This is a genomic window from Achromobacter sp. AONIH1, from assembly GCF_002902905.1.
GTDB lineage: Bacteria > Pseudomonadota > Gammaproteobacteria > Burkholderiales > Burkholderiaceae_B > Achromobacter.
In genome coordinates, this window is record NZ_CP026124.1 from 3,513,285 (window position 1) to 3,532,897 (window position 19,613).

General features: G+C 68.2%; 17 protein-coding genes and 1 pseudogene. 15 read left to right on the forward strand and 3 right to left on the reverse strand.

From position 1 onward, the window contains the following. Positions 1 to 22: 22 nt before the first annotated feature. The gene (locus C2U31_RS16130) at positions 23 to 1,660 is read right to left on the reverse strand and encodes an FAD-dependent oxidoreductase (protein WP_103273680.1); all 1,638 of its coding nucleotides are present in this window, start codon (positions 1,658 to 1,660) and stop codon (positions 23 to 25) included. Further along, positions 1,660 to 3,171: a polyamine aminopropyltransferase gene (locus C2U31_RS16135; protein ID WP_103273681.1), complete on the reverse strand. Its 1,512-nt coding sequence runs from the start codon at positions 3,169 to 3,171 to the stop codon at positions 1,660 to 1,662. Before C2U31_RS16135 ends, C2U31_RS16130 begins: the two co-directional genes overlap by 1 nt. A gap of 79 nt (positions 3,172 to 3,250) precedes the next feature. On the opposite strand from C2U31_RS16135, the gene C2U31_RS16140 reads away from it, so the two are divergent. From C2U31_RS16140 to C2U31_RS16170, 8 genes are all read left to right on the forward strand, one after another. Continuing rightward, positions 3,251 to 3,637 carry a DUF350 domain-containing protein gene (locus tag C2U31_RS16140; protein WP_103273682.1) on the forward strand — a complete coding sequence of 129 codons (387 nt, stop codon included), beginning with the start codon at positions 3,251 to 3,253 and terminating at the stop codon, positions 3,635 to 3,637. A gap of 38 nt (positions 3,638 to 3,675) precedes the next feature. After that, positions 3,676 to 4,695, forward strand: a complete 1,020-nt coding sequence (locus C2U31_RS16145) for an SPFH domain-containing protein (RefSeq protein WP_103273683.1) — start codon at positions 3,676 to 3,678, stop codon at positions 4,693 to 4,695. Between the two features lie 32 nt (positions 4,696 to 4,727). Next, complete coding sequence (locus C2U31_RS16150; protein WP_103273684.1) at positions 4,728 to 6,197, forward strand: DUF4178 domain-containing protein; 1,470 nt, start codon at positions 4,728 to 4,730, stop codon at positions 6,195 to 6,197. Positions 6,198 to 6,201: 4 nt separating this feature from the next. After that, positions 6,202 to 6,363: a hypothetical protein gene (locus C2U31_RS30795; protein WP_199770830.1), complete on the forward strand. Its 162-nt coding sequence runs from the start codon at positions 6,202 to 6,204 to the stop codon at positions 6,361 to 6,363. Further along, complete coding sequence (gene speD, locus C2U31_RS16155; RefSeq protein ID WP_103273685.1) at positions 6,360 to 6,710, forward strand: adenosylmethionine decarboxylase; 351 nt, start codon at positions 6,360 to 6,362, stop codon at positions 6,708 to 6,710. The genes C2U31_RS30795 and speD overlap by 4 nt, the downstream gene beginning before the upstream one ends. Positions 6,711 to 6,832: 122 nt before the next feature. Next, a complete protein-coding gene (modA, locus tag C2U31_RS16160) occupies positions 6,833 to 7,603 on the forward strand; it encodes a molybdate ABC transporter substrate-binding protein (protein ID WP_103273686.1) in 771 nt (256 codons plus the stop codon). Positions 7,604 to 7,625: 22 nt separating this feature from the next. After that, positions 7,626 to 8,309: a molybdate ABC transporter permease subunit gene (gene modB / locus C2U31_RS16165; RefSeq protein WP_103273687.1), complete on the forward strand. Its 684-nt coding sequence runs from the start codon at positions 7,626 to 7,628 to the stop codon at positions 8,307 to 8,309. After that, positions 8,306 to 8,992 carry an ATP-binding cassette domain-containing protein gene (locus C2U31_RS16170; protein ID WP_103273688.1) on the forward strand — a complete coding sequence of 229 codons (687 nt, stop codon included), beginning with the start codon at positions 8,306 to 8,308 and terminating at the stop codon, positions 8,990 to 8,992. Before modB ends, C2U31_RS16170 begins: the two co-directional genes overlap by 4 nt. 88 nt (positions 8,993 to 9,080) lie before the next feature. On the opposite strand, the gene C2U31_RS16175 is transcribed toward C2U31_RS16170, so the two are convergent. After that, the gene (locus tag C2U31_RS16175) at positions 9,081 to 9,875 is read right to left on the reverse strand and encodes a TOBE domain-containing protein (protein ID WP_103273689.1); all 795 of its coding nucleotides are present in this window, start codon (positions 9,873 to 9,875) and stop codon (positions 9,081 to 9,083) included. Positions 9,876 to 10,028: 153 nt separating this feature from the next. On the opposite strand from C2U31_RS16175, the gene C2U31_RS16180 reads away from it, so the two are divergent. From C2U31_RS16180 to C2U31_RS16210, 7 genes and pseudogenes are all read left to right on the forward strand, one after another. After that, positions 10,029 to 10,625, forward strand: a complete 597-nt coding sequence (locus C2U31_RS16180; RefSeq protein ID WP_103273690.1) for a DUF4136 domain-containing protein — start codon at positions 10,029 to 10,031, stop codon at positions 10,623 to 10,625. A gap of 10 nt (positions 10,626 to 10,635) precedes the next feature. Beyond that, complete coding sequence (locus tag C2U31_RS16185; RefSeq protein ID WP_103273691.1) at positions 10,636 to 11,916, forward strand: patatin-like phospholipase family protein; 1,281 nt, start codon at positions 10,636 to 10,638, stop codon at positions 11,914 to 11,916. A gap of 286 nt (positions 11,917 to 12,202) precedes the next feature. Further along, complete coding sequence (locus C2U31_RS16190) at positions 12,203 to 12,526, forward strand: helix-turn-helix domain-containing protein (protein WP_199771038.1); 324 nt, start codon at positions 12,203 to 12,205, stop codon at positions 12,524 to 12,526. Between the two features lie 299 nt (positions 12,527 to 12,825). Further along, on the forward strand, positions 12,826 to 14,088 hold the full coding sequence (locus C2U31_RS16195) for an efflux RND transporter periplasmic adaptor subunit (RefSeq protein ID WP_103273692.1): 1,263 nt from the start codon (positions 12,826 to 12,828) through the stop codon (positions 14,086 to 14,088). Between the two features lie 67 nt (positions 14,089 to 14,155). After that, on the forward strand, positions 14,156 to 17,374 hold the full coding sequence (locus tag C2U31_RS16200) for an efflux RND transporter permease subunit (RefSeq protein ID WP_103273693.1): 3,219 nt from the start codon (positions 14,156 to 14,158) through the stop codon (positions 17,372 to 17,374). Continuing rightward, positions 17,371 to 18,856, forward strand: a pseudogene (locus tag C2U31_RS16205) (efflux transporter outer membrane subunit). Before C2U31_RS16200 ends, C2U31_RS16205 begins: the two are co-directional and overlap by 4 nt. After that, positions 18,853 to 19,596: a pyridoxine 5'-phosphate synthase gene (locus C2U31_RS16210; RefSeq protein WP_103273694.1), complete on the forward strand. Its 744-nt coding sequence runs from the start codon at positions 18,853 to 18,855 to the stop codon at positions 19,594 to 19,596. Before C2U31_RS16205 ends, C2U31_RS16210 begins: the two are co-directional and overlap by 4 nt. Positions 19,597 to 19,613 lie beyond the last annotated feature (17 nt).

Consider the following 19,613-nt stretch of genomic DNA (forward strand, 5'->3'; position numbering starts at 1 on the left):
CGGGCGGCGGGTTTTTTCTTTGTCAGGCGACTTCGGGGCGCGCGCCCAGGACGCGAGCCGCCGCCGTTACCCCCCACCAGGCCGCTTCCTCGAACACCGAATAGCCCGACAGGTCGGCGTGGGCGAACAGGATCTGGCCGTCGACGTCCCGCAGCGCGGCCAGTCCGGCGTTGGACAGGCTGCCGCAATGCGGCGTGGCCATCGCATGGCCGCGCACGGTGATGTCCAGCCGGCGCGCGCGGCGCCAGAATTCCTCGCCATAGGCGGCGATCAGGTCGACGGCGGCTTCGTCGCGCAAGGCCTCGGGGCTGGCCTGGCTGAGCCAGCGGCGCGCGTCGGCGGGTTCCAGGCGACTCAGAGCATGGTAGGCGGTGAACACGCTGCGCGGCGACCGCGCCACCCGCAGCAGCTGGTGCGTGGAGACCACATAGCCCAGTCCCTGGCCCTGGTAGACCACGTTGTCCCAGGACAGCGGTTCGCCGGGCGCTTCCAGCGGATAGCCGTCCATGACGAAGTTCGACACCATCCAGGCCGCGCGCGGCGAAGCGTGCACCGCCGGGTCGTAGCCATAGGCGCGGATGTCGGGCAGCAGGCGCTGCGCCACGAATAGCGGCATGGCGCAGACGGCGCGGCGCGCCTGCAGGGCGTAGGCGCCGCCGTCATCGGTGACGCAGGCGATGCGCGGGCCGGCGGGCGTTTCGCGGATGCGCGCGGCCGTGCCGGGCAGCAGCCAGCGTTCATGGCCCAGCCTAGCGCTGATCGCCGCGCGCATGCGCGCCACCAGTGTCGACAGGCCGCCCGGCCAGGTCAGCACCGCGCCCTCGGCGGCGTTGGCGGCATGGCCGTCGCGCGCGGCGAAGTAGTGCAGTCCGGCCCAGGCCGACACGGCGCCGGTGTCCGCGCCGTAGTCGTCGCGGCAGCAATAGTCCAGATACCAGCGCAGGGCTGGCGAGGTATAGCCCTCGCGTTCCAGCCATTGCCTGAAGGTGATGCCGTCCAGCGCGGTCCAGGCCGGATCGCGCGAGGACAGGGTCAGCGGGATGGCGAAGACCTTGCGTCCGTCGTTGCCGCGCCGCGTATGCAGGGCCTGCACCTGGGCCAGGAAGCGGCGGTGCTGCGCCAGGTCGGCCTCGGGCAGGCCCTGCATCGGCAGCAGGCTGTCTTCCCAGCGGCCATCGCGCAGCAGTCGTTCCTGCGGCGAATGGACCAGCGCGGTTTCGTCGTAGTAGGGCGTGTCGCCGCCGGCGTCGCGCTCGATCAGGCCGAAGTCGGCCAGCATCTCGCGCACGTGGGTCGATTCGCGCGAGGGCAGGGGCAGGTAGTGCGCGCCCGTCGGATAGTCCAGGCCGTCCTGCGCGCCGCCGGCGGCGTTGCCGGCGTATTCCGGCCCCGCCACCACGACGAAATCGGCATGGCCCTCGCGCGCCAGTTTCCAGGCGCAGGACAGGCCGGCGACGCCGGAACCCAGGATCGCCACGCCGCAGGCGCGCGCGTCCGTGGGCTCGGGCAACGCGGCGCCGTCGCGCAGCGCATGGCCGGCCTGCATGCCGGGATAGCGGACCTGGGCCGGCGTCTCGACGATGCGCGCGCGCAGGTAGCCGGCGCCGCCGGCGATGGCGGCCGCGGCGGTCGCGCCCAGCAGGAACGCGCGGCGCTGCATCAGCGGATGACCTTGCGCCAGTCTTCGTCGAAGTAGCGCACGAGGGACTGTTCGTTCAGGCGGTTCGGCGGCATGGCCAGCGCGGGCATGTCGGCGGGGAAGTGGAACAGCTCGCGCAACGTGGCCGGGTCCAGGTAGCGCGCCGGCACGGTGATCTTGTCCGCGGGCGTGTAGTCGCGGCGCTTGCCGGCTAGGATGAAGCCCCAGTCGCCGAAGGACGGCACGTAGGCGTGGTAGGGCCAGGTGTGCAGGCCGGCTTCCTTGAGCGTGGCGTCCACGCTCCAGAACGAGCGCGGCGCGAAGTACGGCGAGGTGGACTGGATCACCATGTAGCCGTTCTCGGCCAGGTGGCGCGCCATCAGGTGGTAGACGGGCACAGAGTACAGCCGGCCCAGGCCGAAGTTGGACGGGTCGGGGAAGTCCACCACGATGTAGTCGTAGACCTCGGCATGGCTTTCCAGCCAGCGGCCGGCATCATCGTTGATGACGGTGACGCGCGGGTCCTTGAGCGCGCCCTGGTTCAGCTTGACCAGCGGCTCGGAGCGCGAGAACAGGCCCGTCATGGCCGGGTCCAGGTCCACCAGCGTGACGTGTTCGACGTTCGGGTGCTTGAGAATCTCGCGCACCGCCAGCCCGTCGCCGCCGCCCAGCACCAGTACGTTGCGGGCCCAGGGCAGGGCCAGCAGGCCGGGATGCACCAGGGCCTCGTGGTAGCGGTGCTCGTCGCGCGAGGAGAATTGCAGGTTGCCGTTGATGTACAGGCGCAGGTCGTCGTGCCAGCGCGTGACCACCAGGCGCTGGTAGGGCGTGGTCTCGGCATGGACCACATCGTCGCCGTACAGGCCCTTTTCCGCCCAGGCCGTCATGTGGCCGGAATAGACGAAGCCCAGCGTCAACAGGCCCAGCACCACGCCGCCGCGCACCGCGCGCTCGGCGGGCCGGCGCACTTCGGCGCGGAACAGCCAGGTGGTCCACAGCGCCACGCCGGCGTTCAGCATGCCGAACAGGAAGCTGGTGCGCAGCAGGCCCAGCTTGGGCGCCAGCAGCAGCGGAAAGACCAGCGACACGGCCAGCGCGCCCAGGTAGTCGAAGGTCAGCACCCGGCTGACGATTTCGCGGAACTCCGCCTTGCGCTGATTGAACACGCGCATCACCAGCGGGATCTCCATGCCCACCATCAGGCCGATGACGAACACGCCCACGTAGAGCGCGGCGCGGAACGGCGCCGACAGCCAAGCGAACACCAGGAACAGCACGGCGGCCGATACCCCGCCCAGCAGCGCGACCAGCAGTTCCACATCGATGAATCGATTCAGAACGTCGTCATCTTTTACATATTTTGACAACCACGAGCCGATGCCCATGGCGAACAGATAGCAGCCGATGACCGAGGAGAACTGCAGGATCGAATCGCCCAGCAAATAGCTGGCGAGCGCGCTGCTGATGAGTTCGTAGCCCAGGCCGCAGGAGGCGACGATGAGGACCGACAGGATGAGGACGCGATCGCGCATGGAGGATCCGACAGGAAAAATGCACTCGGAGTATATCGAAGGCGCCGTATATACTTCGCGCAATTGGGGAGGAGCAACCATGCATCCTGCAGTGACCTATCTGATCTACATCGCCTCGGCGCTTGTCATGCTGGGGCTGTTCACGGTGATCTACACCGGCGTGACGCGCTACAAGGAATTCGACCTGATCCGCGAAGGCAACATCGCCGCGGCGATGTCCTACGGCGGCGCGCTGGTGGGTTTTTCGCTCACGCTCTGCTCCAGCATCGCCGTCCATGCCAGCTTCACCATGTTCCTGGTCTGGGGCCTGGCCGCGCTGGTGGTGCAGATCGTGGTCTATGTGGCGGTGGCGCAATGCGTGCGCGGCATGAATGACGCCATCCAGGAAAACAACGTCGCCATGGGCGGGCTGATGGGCGCCGTCTCGTTGGCGGCGGGCATCGTCAACGCCGCCTGCCTGACCTGATCGGGCGCGGCACCGGAATAGCAACAGGAGGACTGGCCATGAGTCTCGGTTCATTTATCCGCAAGCAATTTATCGACATCCTGCAGTGGAACGAGGATCGCGACGGCGTGCTCGCCTGGCGCCATCCGATGCAGGATTTCGAAATCCAGTACGGCGCCAGCCTGACGGTGCGCGAGTCGCAGATGGCGGTGTTCGTCAACGAAGGCAAGGTGGCCGACGTGTTCGGCCCCGGCATGTACAAGCTGACCACGCAGACGCTGCCGATCCTGACGTACCTGAAGAACTGGGACAAGCTGTTCGAGTCGCCGTTCAAGTCCGACGTGATCTTCTTCAGCACGCGCCTGCAGCTGGGCCGGCGCTGGGGCACGGCCCAGCCGGTGACGCTGCGCGACAGCGAGTTCGGCATGGTGCGCCTGCGCGCCTTCGGCGTGTACTCGTACCAGATCGCCGATCCCGGCACGTTCTACCGCGAAGTCAGCGGCACGCGCGACGTGTACACGGTGGACGACCTGGAATTGCAGCTGCGCAACATGGTGGTCGCCGCAATGACCACGGCGCTGGGCGGCTCCAAGGTGCCGTTCCTGGACATGGCCGGCAACCAGGGCCTGATGTCGCAGAGCATCAGCGAGCAGCTGGCGCCGACCTTCGAGCGCTACGGCGTCAAGCTGGACAACTTCACCGTCGAGAACGTGTCGCTGCCGGAAGAGCTGCAGAAGGCGCTGGACACGCGGATTTCCATGGGCATGGCCGGCGACCTGGCCAAGTTCACCCAGTACCAGACGGCCACGGCCATTCCGATGGCGGCGCAGAACGAAGGCGGCATCGCCGGCATCGGCGCCGGCCTGGCCGCGGGCGCGGCGCTGGGCCAGACCATGGCGCAGGGGCTGGGCGCGGCGGCGGCAGGGCAGGCCGCCCAGTCCGCCGCGCAGGCGGCGCCGGCCGCCGTCGATCCGGTGCAGAAGCTGCAGCAGCTCAAGGACCTGCTCGACAAGGGCCTGATCACCGCGGCCGACTATGACGCGGCCAAGGCCGACGTGCTCAAGAAACTCACCAGCTGATCCCAGACCGCACCAGAGCATCCTCCGAACCCATGCAGCAGGTCCTGTGCCCGCAGTGCGGCGCTCCCGTCTCGTTCACGTCCGCCGCCTCCGTCATGGCGGTTTGCGGCGCCTGCCGCAGCACGCTGCTCAAGGATGCCGCCTCGGTGCGCCGCATCGGCGAGGCGGCCGAGGTGCTGGAAGACTACTCGCCGATCTGCCTGGGCGCGGCCGGCAAGTACGAGAGCAAGCGCTTCGACGTGGTCGGCCGCATCCAGATGCGCTACGACGACGGTTTCTGGAACGAGTGGTACCTGTGGTTCGAGGATGGCTCGGACGGCTGGCTGTCTGACGCGTCCGGCCAGTACGCGGTGACGCGGCGGCGCCGCGCCAAGACGGCCAGGGAAATGCCGGCCTTCGACCAGATCAAGCCGGGCTTCTTCTTCAAGCTGGACGGCCAGAATTACGTGGCCTCCGACATCCGCACCTGCGCGGCCGGCGGCACGCAGGGCGAGCTGCCCTTCGTGGCCGACGGCGGCTGGCAGGCCAAGGTGGCCGACTTCCGCAGCCTGGACGCCTTCCTGACGCTGGACTATTCCGACGGGCCCGATCCCGAGCTGTACATCGGCCGCGCGTTCGCGCTGTCCGACATGCAGGCCGCCTCGCTGCGCAACGCCGATCAGGTGCGCGAGACGGCGGGCCGGTTCCGCGGCCAGATCAAGGCGCTGGACTGCCCCAATTGCGGCGGCTCCATCAGCTTCGTGGCGGCGATGGCCACCCAGGTGGTGTGCCCGTCCTGCGGTTCGACCGTGGACTGCGCCGGCGAGAAGGCCGAGGTCATCGAGAAGGCGCGCAAGCTCAAGTCCATCAAGACCACGCTGGCGCTGGGCGAGACGGCCAGCATCGACGGCGCCGACTACAGCCTGATCGGCCTGATGAAATGCGCGGACCCGGATCCCGAGGAGCCGTCGCAATGGATCGAATACCTGATGTTCAACCCGGCCCAGGGCTTCCTGTGGCTGGTCGAGACCGATGAGGGCTGGGAGCGCGTCAAGGTCTGCGATACCTGGCCCAGCCAGGTCAATGCGTCCACCGTGCGCTGGCAATCGCGCCAGTACCGCAAGCTGTACGACTACACCTCGCGAGTGGATCTGGCGCTGGGCGCGTTCAACTGGCGCGTCAAGGTCGGCGACAGCACCCAGATCACCGATTACCAGACCGGCAATTTCAAGCTCACGCGCGAGCAGGGCGAGGCCGAACTGGGCTGGTCCGCGTCCTCGCCGGTGTCGGGCGCGCAATTGGCCGAATGGTTCAAGCGGCCGGAGCTGGCGGCGCTGAAGTCGTCGGTCGGCGGGGGCAAGTCCGGCGCCTACGCCGGCTGGGCCTGGATCGCGACCATCGTCCTGGCTTTCCTGAATTTCGACAATATCCTTGAAGGCCGGCTGCTGCCGTCGCTGATCGGGCTGGCCTTCCTGTGGCTGCCGGCCAAGCTGGCGGACAAGCTTTCCGGCAGGGGCGAATAAGACGATGGGCAAGTTCATCTACACCGTCTATGCCGTGATCGTGGTGCTGGCCACCACCGGCGCGAGCGCGCCGGGGGCGCGCTTTGGCGGCACGGGCACCAGCGGCAGCACCTGGGGCGGCGGCTCCTCCAGCAGCACCGGCTGGTCCAGCGGGTCGCACAAGTGACGGTCCACGCCACGCCCGGCCGCCATGTGCTGGCCGATTTCCACGGCGTGGCCGCCGCCGGCCTGTCCGACGCGGCCGCGCTGGAGCGCCAGTTGCTGGCGGCGGCTGACGCCGCCGGCGCGCGCGTGCTGAGCGCGCATTTCCATCATTTCGGGGAAGGAGCGGGCGTGACCGGCGTGGTCATGCTCAGCGAATCCCATATCAGCATCCATACCTGGCCGGAACACGGCTACGCGGCGCTGGATGTGTTCATGTGCGGCGCGGCCCGGCCCGAGCGCGCGCTGGACAGCCTGCGCGCCGCGCTGGCGCCGGCCTCGGTCCGCGTCACGGTCGTCGACCGGGGCTGACGCGCGGCGCTTTTTCCCTTGTTTGACATGCCTCAAGGCGCTACAGGGTTCAAATTGACGTTCGTTATATACCTATATATATTTCGTGACCAATAGACAACCCGATCGCTCTGGAGAGCAAGATGTCCGTCAAACGTCCGAACCTGCGCCCGACCCTGGCCGCCGCCTTCGCGCTGGCCACCCTGTGGGGCGCCAACGCCAGCGCCGGCGAGCTGGTCGTGTCCGCCGCCGCCAGCCTGACCAACGCGTTCAAGGACGTGGCCGCCGCCTATGAAAAAGAGCATGCCGGCACCAAGGTGGTCCTGAACTTCGGCGCCTCCGACGTGCTGCTGCAGCAGATCGTCAAGGGGGCGCCGGCCGACGTGTTCGCCTCGGCCGACCAGAAGGCGATGGACAAGGCGGTCGAGGAAAAGGCCGTCAAGCCCGCCTCGCGCGTGGACTTCGCCGCCAACCAGGTCGTGCTGATCGTCCCGACCGACAGCCGCGCCAACATCACCGCGTTGAAGGACCTGACCCGCGACGACGTCAAGCGCATCGCCTACGGCAATCCGGCCTCGGTGCCGGTCGGCCGCTACACGCAGGGCGCGTTGCAGGCCGCCGGCCTGTGGGACGCCGTGCAGGCCAAGAGCGTGCTGGCGCAGAACGTGCGCCAGAGCCTGGACTATGTGTCGCGCGGCGAGGTCGACGCCGGCTTCGTGTTCGCCACCGACGCCGCCATCATGGCGGACAAGGTCAAGGTCGCCGTGCGCGTGCCGTCGCAGACGCCCGTCACCTATCCCATCGCCGTGACCGCGCGCGAAGCCGCCGCCAAGGAAGCCCAGAGCTTCGTCGCCTACGTGCTTTCGCCCGCCGGCCAGGAGATACTGTCGCGCTACGGCTTCCAGAAGCCCTGATTCCGCTTGAGCGCATGCGTCGATGAGTGATTCTGTCTGGGTGCCCCTGCTGCTTTCCTTGAAAGTGGCGGGGTGGGCCACATTACTGGCGGCGGTGGCCGGCACCGCCGCCGCCTATGGTCTGTCGCGCTGGCGCTGGCGGGGCCGCGACCTGCTGGACGCCTTGCTGACGCTGCCGCTGGTGCTGCCGCCCACGGTGCTGGGCTACTACCTGCTGGTGCTGCTGGGCCGGCGCGGCGTGCTGGGCGAGACGCTGGCGGGCTGGGGCATCGAGCTGGTCTTCACCTGGCAGGGCGCCGTCATCGCCGCCGCCGTGGTGGCGTTTCCGCTGGTGTTCAAGTCGGCCCGCGCGGCGTTCGAGAACGTCGACGCGCAGCTGGAGAACGCGGCGCGGGTGCTGGGCGTGTGCGAGGCGGGGGTGTTCTTCCGCGTGACGCTGCCGCTGGCCGCGCGCGGCATCGTCGCCGGCGTGCTGCTGGCCTTCGCGCGAGCGCTGGGCGAATTCGGCGCCACGCTGATGATCGCCGGCAATCTGCCGGGCCGCACCCAGACGCTGTCGGTCGCCATCTACGAGGCGGTGCAGGCCGGCGATGACGCCACCGCCAACCTGCTGGTGCTGGTCACGTCCGTGACCTGCGTGGTGGTCCTGCTGCTGGCGGGACGGTTGGTGCCGGTGTCCGGCCGGCGTGATTCGGGGGCACGATGAGCGTCGCCATTCAGATCCGGAAGCGCATGGTGTCCGGCGACCGGCATTTCGCGCTGGACGTGGATGTCACGTCCAGGTCCAAGCGCATCGCGCTGTTCGGCCCGTCCGGCGCCGGCAAGAGCCTGACCCTGCGGGCCGTGGCCGGCCTGCTGCGGCCGGATGCCGGACGCATCGACATCAACGGCCGCGCGCTGTTCGATTCGGCGCAAGGCATATGCCTGCCGCCGCAGTCGCGCCGCGTGGCCTATCTGTTCCAGGACTACGCGCTGTTCCCGCACCTGACGGTGGCGCAGAACATCGCGTTCGGCATGCGGCGCGGCTGGCGCAATCCGCCGCGCAAGCAGGTCAGCGAGCAGGCGCGGCGCTGGGTCGACGCCTTCGAGCTGGGCGCCATCGTGGGCAGCTATCCGAGCGAGATATCGGGCGGCCAGAAGCAGCGCGTGGCGCTGGCGCGGGCGCTGATGCTGGAACCCGACATCCTGTTGCTGGACGAGCCGTTCTCGGCGCTGGACTCGCAGCTGCGCGGCAAGATGCGGCAGGAATTGGACGCGCTACAGCGCAGGCTGGACGTGCCGATGCTGCTGATCACGCACGATCCGGCCGACGTCGAGGCGCTGGCCGACGAGGTGTTCGAGCTGCGCGACGGCCGCGTGCGCCGCCGGGATGAAGACGTGGGATTGTGACGGCGACCGGATCGCTATCTGATTTATCAGCGCTGGCCCGCTGGCCCGAGACCGCCGCGGGCCGGTTCCCGGGGCCCGTGCGAGACGCTTAATCCAGCACGCCCAGGATGACGTTCGAGGCCTTGAAGATGGCGACGGCCGGCGAACCCTGTTTCAGGCCCAGTTCCTGCGCGCTTTCATTGGTGACGATGGCGGCCACCGTGGCGCCGCCGTCGAGCTGGATCAGGATCTCGCTGTTCACCGCGCCGGGGCGCACGGCCGAGACGGCGCCCGGCAGCTGGTTGCGGGCCGACAGGCGCAGGCCCTTGCCGGGCACGCCCACGATCACCGAGGACGCCTTGATCAGGGCGATGGCTTCCTTGCCGTCGGCCAGGCCCAGTTCCTGGGTACTTTCGCGGGTGATGGTGGCGGTGAGGGTCTGGCCGCCGGCGATGCGCAGGCGGATTTCGTCGTTGACCGCGCCCGGCGTGATGCCGATGACGGTGCCCAGCAGGCGGTTGCGCGCGGAGGTCTTGAGCATGAAGCGCCTCATGAGGTCGATGTCGCCGCTGGCGTCCAGGCCCGCGCGCGTCAGGTTTTCCATGAACTTGCGGTGTTCGGCCTCCAGCGCGCGGAAGGTCGCGATCAGGCGGCGCGCCCGGTCGGTCAGCTGCGTGCCGCCGCCGCCCCGGCCGCCGGCCGCCCGCAGCACCAGCGGTTCGCCCGCCAGGTTGTTCATCGCGTCGATGGCGTCCCACGCGCCCTTGTAGCTCATGCCCACGGCGCGCGCGGCGGCGGTGATCGAGCCGGTGGCGTCGATCTGGGCGAGCAGGTCGATGCGGTTCTTGCCGCCCCAGGTCTGGGCGCCGGAGCGCAGCCAGATCGAGCCGTCGAGTTCCAACATGGCGGTGAGGTCCGTTCAGTTCCGATTGAAGGCTTGCAGTGTAATGGACGGTCGGCCCCGGCGGCGACGGCGCGATGGGAATGAGAGGCGTCATTGAAACTTTGCGGGCTTCGCGGCACTATGTGCTGGCCTCGGATTCCTGGAGACTGGATCATGAAAGCCCCAACCCTGCTGGCCGCGGGCTGCCTGGCGGCGCTGCTGTCGGCCTGCGCCACCGGACCATCGATACGCAGCGACTATGACCAGAAGGCGGATTTCTCGCGCTATCGCACCTTCGGCTACATGAGCCCGCTGGGCACGGACAACGCCGGCTACAGCAGCCTGCTGACCGAGCGCCTGAAGGACGCCACGCGCGGCCAGATGGAAATGCGCGGCTACGTCTATAACACCGCCGATCCGGACCTGCTGATCAATTTCAACGGCAAGCTGCAGCAGAAGACCCAGGTCACCCAGGCGCCGCCGGCCATCGGTCCTTATTACGGCTATCGCAGCGGCTTCTATGGCGGCTGGCCCGGCTATGGCTGGGGCGACACCGTCTATCAATACACCGAGGGCACGCTGAACATCGACCTGGTCGACGCGCGCCGCAAGCAGCTGGTGTGGGAAGGCGTGGCCGTGGGCGAGGTGCGCAACCCCGAGATGGCCGCGTCGCAGCAGAGCGTGGAAAAGGCCGTCGCCCAAGTGTTCTCGAAATATCCGTTCCGCGCCGGCGTGGCCGCGCCGCAGGGACCGGACAAGTCCAAGCCTTGAGGAGTCCCGCATGAGCACGGCACGCCCGTCCCGCAAGCGCCAGGCCGCCCCGGCCGATACCGACAGTCCGCGCCGCACGTCCAAGACCGCCCCGGCCGACGCCGACAGCCCGGGCCGCGCCGCCGCGGACTCCGGCGGCGCGCAGTCCTACGACACGGTCGCCCTGGTGCTGCAGGGCGGCGGCGCCCTGGGGGCCTACCAGGCCGGGGTGTACCAGGGCCTGCACGAGGCCGGCATCCGCCCCAACTGGGTGGCGGGCATTTCCATCGGTTCGATCAACGCCGCCATCATCGCCGGCTCGCCCGAGGACGAGCGCGTGGCGCGGCTGCGCGGGTTCTGGGAGACGATCTGCCGGCCGACCGGCTTCGCCGCCCTGCCTTGGGGCGATACGCTGGCCGGCATGTTCGAGGGCATTCCGTTCGGCTTCGGCTCGCCGGCCATGAACGGCCAGCTGTCCGCCTTCCATGCGCTGGTGTCCGGTCAGCCTGGTTTCTTCAAGCCGCGCTTTCCGCCGCCCTACCTGTTGCATGGGCAGGGGGCGGCTTCCACCAGCTTCTACGACACGTCTGCGCTGGCCGATACGCTGCGCCAGTTCGTCGACTTCGACCTGCTGAACGCGGGCAAGGTGCGCGCCAGCTTCGGCGTGGTCAACGTGCGGACCGGCAACTTCGCCTATTTCGACAGCCGCAAGGACCGGCTGGGCCCCGAGCACGTCATGGCCTCCGGCGCATTGCCGCCGGGCTTCCCGTCCGTGGAAATCGATGGCGAGCATTACTGGGACGGGGGCGTGGTGTCCAACACCCCGCTGGCCCAGGTGGTGGGCGCGGAGAACATGCGCGACACGCTGGCCTTCCAGGTGGACCTGTGGCCGGCGCGCGGCGGCCTGCCCACCTCGCTGGAAGAAGTGGCCGAGCGGCAGAAGGACATCCAGTATTCCAGCCGGACCCGCCTGGTGACCGACCAATTGCGCCGAGTGCTCAAGCTGCGCCACGGCCTGCAGAAGCTGCTGGCGCGCCTGCCCGAATCCGAGCGCGGCGCGGCCGACCTGGAAGAGCTGCGCCGGCTGTCGCACACGCCGGCGACCAACATCGTCAACCTGATCTACGAGTCCAAGCACCGCGAGCGCTATTCCAAGGACTACGAGTTCGGCACCGAGGCCATGCGCGAGCACTGGGAGTCCGGCCTGTCGGACATCCGCCTGACCCTGGCCCGGCCGGGCGTGCTGGACCGTCCGACCGAGGACAGTTGTTTTGTCGCCCACGACATCCATCGCAACGGCAAGCGGCATTGATCGAGGGGGCGGGCAGGATGGGGAAAAGATAGGATCTTCAGCCGATATGAACTGAATTTAAAGGGATTAGTCTGATCCTGGCGTAGCAAGAGGAAATCCGGCTTGCAGGCCCGTTAGTCTCTCGAACAAGTTGCATTTTTTGTTTCCGGCGCCCGGAAACCGCGGATTGCGCGGTGCCGAGTCCGGTGGAGAGCCAGCCGTGATCGTTACCGCCCAATCCGAGCCCGTTCTGTCCGCCTCCGGCGCGCCCCTGGCCGCGCCGGTCCATGCCGTCCCCGTCGATGGTCTGATAGCCGCCAGCGACAGGCTGGAAGGCTGGTGGACGCTGCGCTACGGCGGCTGGACGCTGCTTACGCCCCGTGGCGGCCGCCTCGACCTGTCCGAACTCGAGCGCGCCTGCTTCCTGTGTCTGTTGCGCAACCCGCGGCGCGAGCTGTTGCGGTCCGAACTGGTGGCCATGCGGCAGCACACCAAGATGCGCACGCTGAATGTCGCCATCTGCCGGCTGCGCCGCAAGGTGGGCGATGCCGGCGACCAGTTGCCGCTGCATACCGTGCACGGCATCGGCTACGTCTTCCTGGGCAAGCTCCGGGAATTCGCCGAACCCTGACAGGCCAGAGGGCGCGCGCGGCTCGCGGCCCGCCCCTCACTTCAAGGCGTCCGCCTGATCGGACCCTGTTTTTGTGGCGAACTCCTCTCCATATAGTGTGGCGCGGCGCCAAATTTGGCGTCCGTTGCTGCGCAACCACGCCAAATCCCCCTCGAAAACCCTTGGATCGCCTGATAACTGAGTTACATTATTGGGCTATTCAGGCGCCCGCCCCGGCGCGGATCTTGCATTGGCCATGGCTGCACGCAGGCGCCTGACTATCTTGCTTACTTGACGCGGCATACTACGCGGGGGTTTCGATGCGGTTTTCGCCTAAACGTGTTTCAGGTCTGGCTCTTTCGGGTGGCGCGCTGGCGCTGCTGTTGGCGGGGTGCGGCGAGCACCCGCAAATGAACCCCGGCATGCCCCAGGTCAGCGTCATCACGGTCCAGCCCGAGCGCACGCCGATCGTGGCGGAGCTGCCCGGCCGTGTCGATGCGGTCCGCGATGCGCAGATCCGCGCGCGGGTGACCGGCATCGTCCAGAAGATCGCTTTCGAGCAGGGCGGCGACGTCCAGGAGAAGCAACTGCTCTTCAAGATCGATCCGGCGCCGTACAAGGCGGCCTACGATCAAGCCACCGCCCAGCTCAAGCAGGCGCAGGCCAATCTGTTCAGCGCCAAGGTGCTGGCCGATCGCTACGCGCCGCTGGTCAAGGCCAACGCGGTCAGCAAGCAGGAGTACGACAACGCCGTGGCGTCGTACCGCCAGGCCGAGGCCGCCGTGGCCGCCGCCAAGGCCGCGCAGGACAACGCCTCGATCAACCTCGGCTACACCGACGTGACCTCGCCCATCACCGGACGCATCGGCAAGCCGCTGGTCACCGAGGGCGCGCTGGTCGAGGGCACCTCGGCCACGCAGATGGCCACGGTGCAGCAGCTCGACCCCATCTATATCGACTTCAACCAGTCCACCACGGATCTGGCGGCGCTGCGTCGCGCCTTCGCCAGCGGCAAGCTGCAGCAGGTCGGCAAGGACGCCGCCCGCGCCACGGTGGTGCTGGAGGACGGTTCCGAGTATCCGCACCCGGGCAAGCTCTTGTTCACCGGCATCACGGTCGACCCGACCACCGGCCAGGTCAACCTGCGCGCCGAAGTGCCGAACCCGGACAACGTGCTGCTGCCGGGCATGTATGTGCGCGTGAAGTTGGAGCAGGGCGTGGACGACAAGGCGCTGCTGGTGCCGCAGCAGGCGCTGCAACGCACGCCCGACGGCGCCCAGAGCCTGATGCTGGTCAACAAGGAAAACAAGGTCGAGCAGGTGCCGGTGACCACCGGCGGCGCCGTCAAGACCAACTGGATCGTCACCAGCGGCCTGAAGGCCGGCGACACGGTGGTGGTCGAGGGTTTCCAGAAGATCCGCCCCGGCGCGCCGGTGCAGGCCAGCCCGTGGAAGGCCGGCGGCCAGTCAGGCGCGGCGCCCGCGGGCCAGCCCGCTGCGCAGCAGCCGGCCGAGCCGGCCGAGGGCGCGCCCGCCAAGCAGGAGCCTGCCAAGCAAGACCCGGCCGCAGGCCAGAAGTCCTAAGCGGCTCGCGGCGCCTATCAGGCGCCGCGTTCCCCTTCAGTGAGCATCGCTTTCAGAGTCCGCCCACATGCCGCAATTCTTTATTGAAAGACCAATTTTCGCCTGGGTCGTCGCCCTGTTCATCCTGCTTGCGGGTGTGCTGGCAATCCCCAGCATGCCGGTGTCGCAGTACCCGAACGTGGCACCGCCCGCCATCACCATCACGGCCACCTATCCGGGCGCGTCCGCCAAGGAGGTGGCTCAGTCGGTGACCTCCATCATCGAGGACAAGCTCAACGGCGCCAAGGGCCTGCTGTACTACGAATCGGTCAGCGATTCCTACGGCACCTCGACCATCACCGCCACCTTCGCGCCCGGCCGCGACCCCGATCTGGCGCAGGTGGACGTGCAGAACCGCGTGTCCAACGTGATCGCGCAACTGCCCACCGCCGTGCAGCAGCAGGGCCTGAAGTACGAGCAGACCAGCACGGGCTTCCTGCTGGTGGTGACGGTGTCGTCCACCGACGGTTCGCTGGACCAGACCGCGCTGGCCGACTACATCGCCCGCAATATCCAGAACCCGATCTCGCGCGTGCCCGGCGTCGGGCAGTTCCAGCTGTTCGCGGCGCCGCGCGCCATGCGCATCTGGGTCGATCCCGCCAAGCTGGTCGGTTTCAACCTGAGCATGGCCGAGGTCAATCAGGCGATTTCCGCGCAGAACGTCCTGATCTCGGGCGGCAGCGTCGGTTCGCCGCCTAACCCGGATTCGCAGCGCATCACCGCCACCGTGACCGCCAACGGCCAGCTGTCCACGATCGAGGGCTTCGGCAAGATCGTGCTGCGCGCCAATACCGACGGTTCCAAGGTGCTGCTGCGCGACGTGGCGCGCATCGAGGTCGGCGCCGACAACTACCAGTTCGGCGCCCGCCTGAACGGCAAGCCCACGGCCGCCTTCGCCGTCGTGCTGTCGCCCAACGCCAACGCGCTGGCCACGGCCCAGGGCGTGCGCAAGCAGATGGACGAGCTGGCCAAGTATTTCCCGGGCAACATCACGTATTCCATTCCCTATGACACCGCGCCCTACGTGAAGGTGTCGATCGAGCAGGTGCTGCACACCCTGGTGGAAGCCATGGTGCTGGTGTTCCTGGTGATGTACCTGTTCCTGCAGAACGTGCGCTATACCCTGATCCCGGCGCTGGTGGTGCCGGTGGCCATGCTGGGGACATTCGCGGTGATGCTGGGGCTGGGCTTCTCCATCAACGTATTGACCATGTTCGCCATGGTGTTGGCCATCGGGATCCTGGTGGACGATGCCATCGTGGTGGTCGAGAACGTGGAGCGCATCATGGCCACCGAGGGCCTGCCGCCCAAGGAGGCCACCAAGAAAGCCATGCCCCAGATCAGCGGCGCCATCGTCGGCATCACGCTGGTGCTGGTGACGGTGTTCCTGCCGCTGGCCTTCATGGGCGGGTCGGTGGGCGTGATCTACCGCCAGTTCTCGGTGGCCATGGCCGTGTCGATCTTCTTCTCGGCCCTGCTGGCGCTGACCTTCACCCCGGCGCTGTGCGCCACCATCCTCAAGCCCATCCCCAAGGGGCACCATGAGGAAAAGAAGGGCTTCTTCGGCTGGTTCAACTGCAAGTTCGATGCCACCACGCACGGCTACCAGAACTGGGTGGCGCGCGTCCTGCACAAGGGCGGCCGCATGATGCTGGCCTTCGTGCTGCTGGTCGTGCTGCTGGGCTGGCTGTTCCTGCGCCTGCCGTCGTCGTTCCTGCCTGAGGAAGACCAGGGCTACGTGGTCAGCAACATCGAGCTGCCGACAGGCGCCACGGCCAACCGGACCGTCGACGTGCTCAAGCAGGTCGAGGACTACTTCATGAAGATCCCGGCGGTCGAGAACGTCATTGCGATCCAGGGGTACAGCTTCAACGGCAACGGCCTGAACGCCGCCATTGCCTTCACCACGCTCAAGGATTTCAGCAAGCGCAAGGGCAGCGAGGATTCCGCGGGCGCCATCGCCTTCAACGCCTTCCAGCAGCAGCTGATGGGCATCCACGACGCCATGGTGTTCACCCTGGTGCCGCCGGCCATCTCCGCGCTGGGCAACGCCACCGGCTTCGACTTCCGCCTGCAGGATCGCGGCGCGGCCGGAACCGAGGCGCTGGCCGCGGCCACCGGCCAGCTGATGGGCCTGGCGATGCAGAGCCCGGTGCTGTCGCAGGTCCGCATCACCGGCCTGGGACCGGGCACGCAGCTCAGCCTGAACATCGACCGCGACAAGGCGGCCGCGCTGGGCGTGGACTTCAACGAGGCTGCGGCGTTGATCTCCACCGCCGTCGGCTCGGCCTACCTGAGCAAGTTCCCCAACCTGGGCCGGATGCAGAACATCTGGGTGCAGGCCGACGCGCCGTACCGCATGCAGCTCAAGGATGTGCTGGCGCTGAATGCTCGCAACCTGCAGGGCGGCATGGTGCCGCTGTCGTCCTTCGTCACGGCCGAATGGAAGCAGGGCCCCGTCCAGGTGGTGCGCTACAACAGCTACGAGTCGATCCGTATCGGCGGCAATGCCGCGCCGGGCTATACCACCGGCGATGCCATGGCCGAGATGGAGCGCCTGGTGGCGCAGCTGCCGCCGGGCTACGGCTTCGAGTGGAACGGCCTGTCCTACCAGGAACGCCAGGCCGGCAACCAGGCCCCGATCCTGATGGGCCTGTCGCTGCTGGTCGTGTTCCTGGTGCTGGCCGCGCTGTATGAAAGCTGGGCCATCCCGCTGTCGGTCATGCTGGTGGTGCCGCTGGGCATGCTGGGCGCGGTGGCGCTGGTCAGCGCGCTGGGCATGTCCAACGACGTGTACTTCCAGGTGGGCATGGTGACCGTGATCGGGTTGGCGGCCAAGAACGCCATCCTGATCGTGGAATTCGCCAAGGACCAGTACGCGCGCGGCATGGGGCTCTACGAGGCGGCGGTCGAGGCCGCGCGATTGCGGTTCCGGCCCATCCTGATGACCTCGCTGGCCTTCATCCTGGGCGTGGTGCCGCTGGCCATGGCCACCGGCGCCGGCGCCGCCAGCCAGCGCGCGGTGGGCCTGGGCGTGCTGGGCGGCATGCTTGCCGCCACGCCTTTCGCCGTGATGTTCGTGCCGACCTTCTTCGTGGTGGTGCTGGGCCTGTTCAAGACCAAGCCCCGCCTGCTGGGCGCCGAACTGAAGGCGTTCGAGGAAGAACAGGCCGCCAAGAAGGCCGCCGAGGCTTCCGGCGCGCAACTACCCGCTCAACCCCATGGTGGCCAGGAGGGCAAGGTATGAAAGCCCTGATGTACAAACAGACCGCCTTGTCCGCCTTCGTGGCGGTGGCGTTGGCCGGCTGCTCGCTGGCGCCCGATTACAAGCGTCCCGACGCGCCGGTGTCCGGCAACTGGCCGGACCAGCCCAAGGTGCAGTACGGCGCCTACGCCAAGCCGACCTCGCTGGGCACGCAGCCGGCGGCCTCGGTGGAGCCGCAGGCCGGCACGCCGGCCGCCGACATCGGCTGGCGCGAGTTCTTCCGCGATCCGCGCCTGCAGCGCCTGATCGAGCTGTCGCTGGCCAACAACCGCGACCTGCGCGTGGCCGTGCAGCGCGTCGAAGAGGCGCGCGCGCAGTACGGCGTGCAGCGCGGCGCGCAGTGGCCCAGCATCGGCGCCGGCATCCAGGGCCAGCGCCAGCACCTGCCCGCCAACATGCGGGCGCCGGGCGCTGGCTCGATCAGCAGCAGCTACCAGGCCGGCATCGGCCTGACCACGTTCGAGATCGACCTGTTCGGCCGGTTGCGCAGCCTGTCCGAGGCGGCGTACCAGCAGTACCTGTCGACCGAGCAGGCGCAGAAGAGCGTGCACATCACGCTGGTGGGCTCGGTCGCGCAGGCCTATTTCAACCTGCGCGCGGCCGAGGTCCAGATGGACCTGACCCAGCGCACGCTGGCCTCGCGCCAGGAGTCCTACAACCTGGTCAAGCGCCGCTTCGACGGCGGTGTGTCGTCCGAGCTGGACTTGAATCAGGCCAAGACCTTGCTGGATTCGGCCTCGTCCAGCCTGGCCGAGCTGGCCCGCGCGCGCGCAAGCCGTCAACGCGCTGGTGGTGCTGGTGGGCGCGCCCTTGCCCGAGGACCTGCCCGCGCCGGCCGCGTTCGGCCGCGAGCAACTGCTGGCCACCGTGCCGGCGGGGCTGCCGTCCGACCTGCTGGAGCGCCGGCCCGACATCGTCGCCGCCGAGCACCAGCTCAAGTCGGCCAATGCCAATATCGGCGCGGCGCGCGCGGCGTTCTTCCCGACCATCTCCCTGACCGGCCTGCTGGGGGCGGCCAGCCCCTCGCTGTCCGATCTTTTCAAGGGCGGGCAGGGGTACTGGAGCTTCTCGCCGTCGATCACCACGCCGCTGTTCGCCGGCGGCAGTATCCGCGAAGGGCTGAACCTGGCCAAGGCGCGCGATAATATCGCGGTGGCGCAGTATGAGAAAACCATCCAGCAGGCGTTCCGCGAAGTCTCGGACGCGCTGGCCGGCGAGGCTACCTACAGCGCCCAGCTGGATGCCCAGCGCGGCCTGCAGGATTCCTCGGCGCGCACGCTGGAACTGTCGAACCTGCGCTATACCAACGGCGTCGACAGCTATCTGCAGGTGCAGACGGCGCAAGTGGACTTTTTCAATGCCCAGATTTCCCTGGTGCAGACGGGGTTGGCCGCATTGATCAACCGCGTGGAACTGTACAAGGCCCTGGGCGGCGGCTGGCAGGAAACGACTAGGACGCAATGATAGAACTTGGTGTAAATATCGATCACGTGGCCACGCTGCGCCAGCAGCGTCACACGGTTTATCCGGACCCGGTCGCCGCCGCCCTGCGGGCGGAGGACGCCGGGGCCGACCTGATCACGCTGCACCTGCGCGAGGACCGCCGCCACATCCAGGACAAGGATGTCTACGCGCTGCGCCCGCTGCTGCGCACGCGCATGAACCTGGAGTGCGCGATCACGGCCGAAATGCTGGAGATCGCCTGTGCCGTCAAGCCCAGCGACGTCTGCCTGGTGCCCGAAAAACGCACCGAGCTGACCACCGAGGGCGGCCTGGAAGTGGCCGGCGCGCTGGCCGCCGTGACCGACGCCGTCGGCCTGCTGGCCGAGTCCGGCATCCGGGTGTCGCTGTTCATCGATCCCGAGCCGGCGCAGATCGCGGCCGCCGCCCAGGCCGGCGCGCCCGTGGTCGAGCTGCACACCGGCGCCTATGCCGAAGCGCAGGACGAGGCCACGGCCCGGGCCGAGCTGACGCGCATCCGCGTGGCGGTGGCCGAGGGCCTGCGCCACGGACTGCGCGTGAATGCGGGCCACGGCCTGCACTACGGCAATGTGGGTCCGGTGGCGGCGGTGGACGGGATCGCCGAATTGAACATCGGCCACGCCATCGTGGCGCAGGCGGTGTTCGACGGCTGGGAAAAGGCGGTGCGCGACATGAAGGCGCTGATGGTGCAGGCGCGCCTGGAAGCGCTGCGCGGCCGCTGATCCGTGGCCGCGAGGCC

What these genes read in the sequence shown, in the direction of transcription:
- C2U31_RS16150 (WP_103273684.1), top strand. Translation starts at nt 4,728, where the DNA reads ATGCAGCAGGTCCTGTGCCCGCAGTGCGGCGCTCCCGTCTCGTTCACG.
- C2U31_RS16170 (WP_103273688.1), top strand. Translation starts at nt 8,306, where the DNA reads ATGAGCGTCGCCATTCAGATCCGGAAGCGCATGGTGTCCGGCGACCGG.
- modA (WP_103273686.1), top strand. Translation starts at nt 6,833, where the DNA reads ATGTCCGTCAAACGTCCGAACCTGCGCCCGACCCTGGCCGCCGCCTTC.
- C2U31_RS16135 (WP_103273681.1), bottom strand. Translation starts at nt 3,171, where the DNA reads ATGCGCGATCGCGTCCTCATCCTGTCGGTCCTCATCGTCGCCTCCTGC.
- C2U31_RS16200 (WP_103273693.1), top strand. Translation starts at nt 14,156, where the DNA reads ATGCCGCAATTCTTTATTGAAAGACCAATTTTCGCCTGGGTCGTCGCC.
- C2U31_RS16210 (WP_103273694.1), top strand. Translation starts at nt 18,853, where the DNA reads ATGATAGAACTTGGTGTAAATATCGATCACGTGGCCACGCTGCGCCAG.
- C2U31_RS16195 (WP_103273692.1), top strand. Translation starts at nt 12,826, where the DNA reads ATGCGGTTTTCGCCTAAACGTGTTTCAGGTCTGGCTCTTTCGGGTGGC.
- C2U31_RS16140 (WP_103273682.1), top strand. Translation starts at nt 3,251, where the DNA reads ATGCATCCTGCAGTGACCTATCTGATCTACATCGCCTCGGCGCTTGTC.
- C2U31_RS16145 (WP_103273683.1), top strand. Translation starts at nt 3,676, where the DNA reads ATGAGTCTCGGTTCATTTATCCGCAAGCAATTTATCGACATCCTGCAG.
- C2U31_RS16180 (WP_103273690.1), top strand. Translation starts at nt 10,029, where the DNA reads ATGAAAGCCCCAACCCTGCTGGCCGCGGGCTGCCTGGCGGCGCTGCTG.
- C2U31_RS16185 (WP_103273691.1), top strand. Translation starts at nt 10,636, where the DNA reads ATGAGCACGGCACGCCCGTCCCGCAAGCGCCAGGCCGCCCCGGCCGAT.
- C2U31_RS16175 (WP_103273689.1), bottom strand. Translation starts at nt 9,875, where the DNA reads ATGTTGGAACTCGACGGCTCGATCTGGCTGCGCTCCGGCGCCCAGACC.
- modB (WP_103273687.1), top strand. Translation starts at nt 7,626, where the DNA reads ATGAGTGATTCTGTCTGGGTGCCCCTGCTGCTTTCCTTGAAAGTGGCG.
- C2U31_RS16130 (WP_103273680.1), bottom strand. Translation starts at nt 1,660, where the DNA reads ATGCAGCGCCGCGCGTTCCTGCTGGGCGCGACCGCCGCGGCCGCCATC.
- C2U31_RS30795 (WP_199770830.1), top strand. Translation starts at nt 6,202, where the DNA reads ATGGGCAAGTTCATCTACACCGTCTATGCCGTGATCGTGGTGCTGGCC.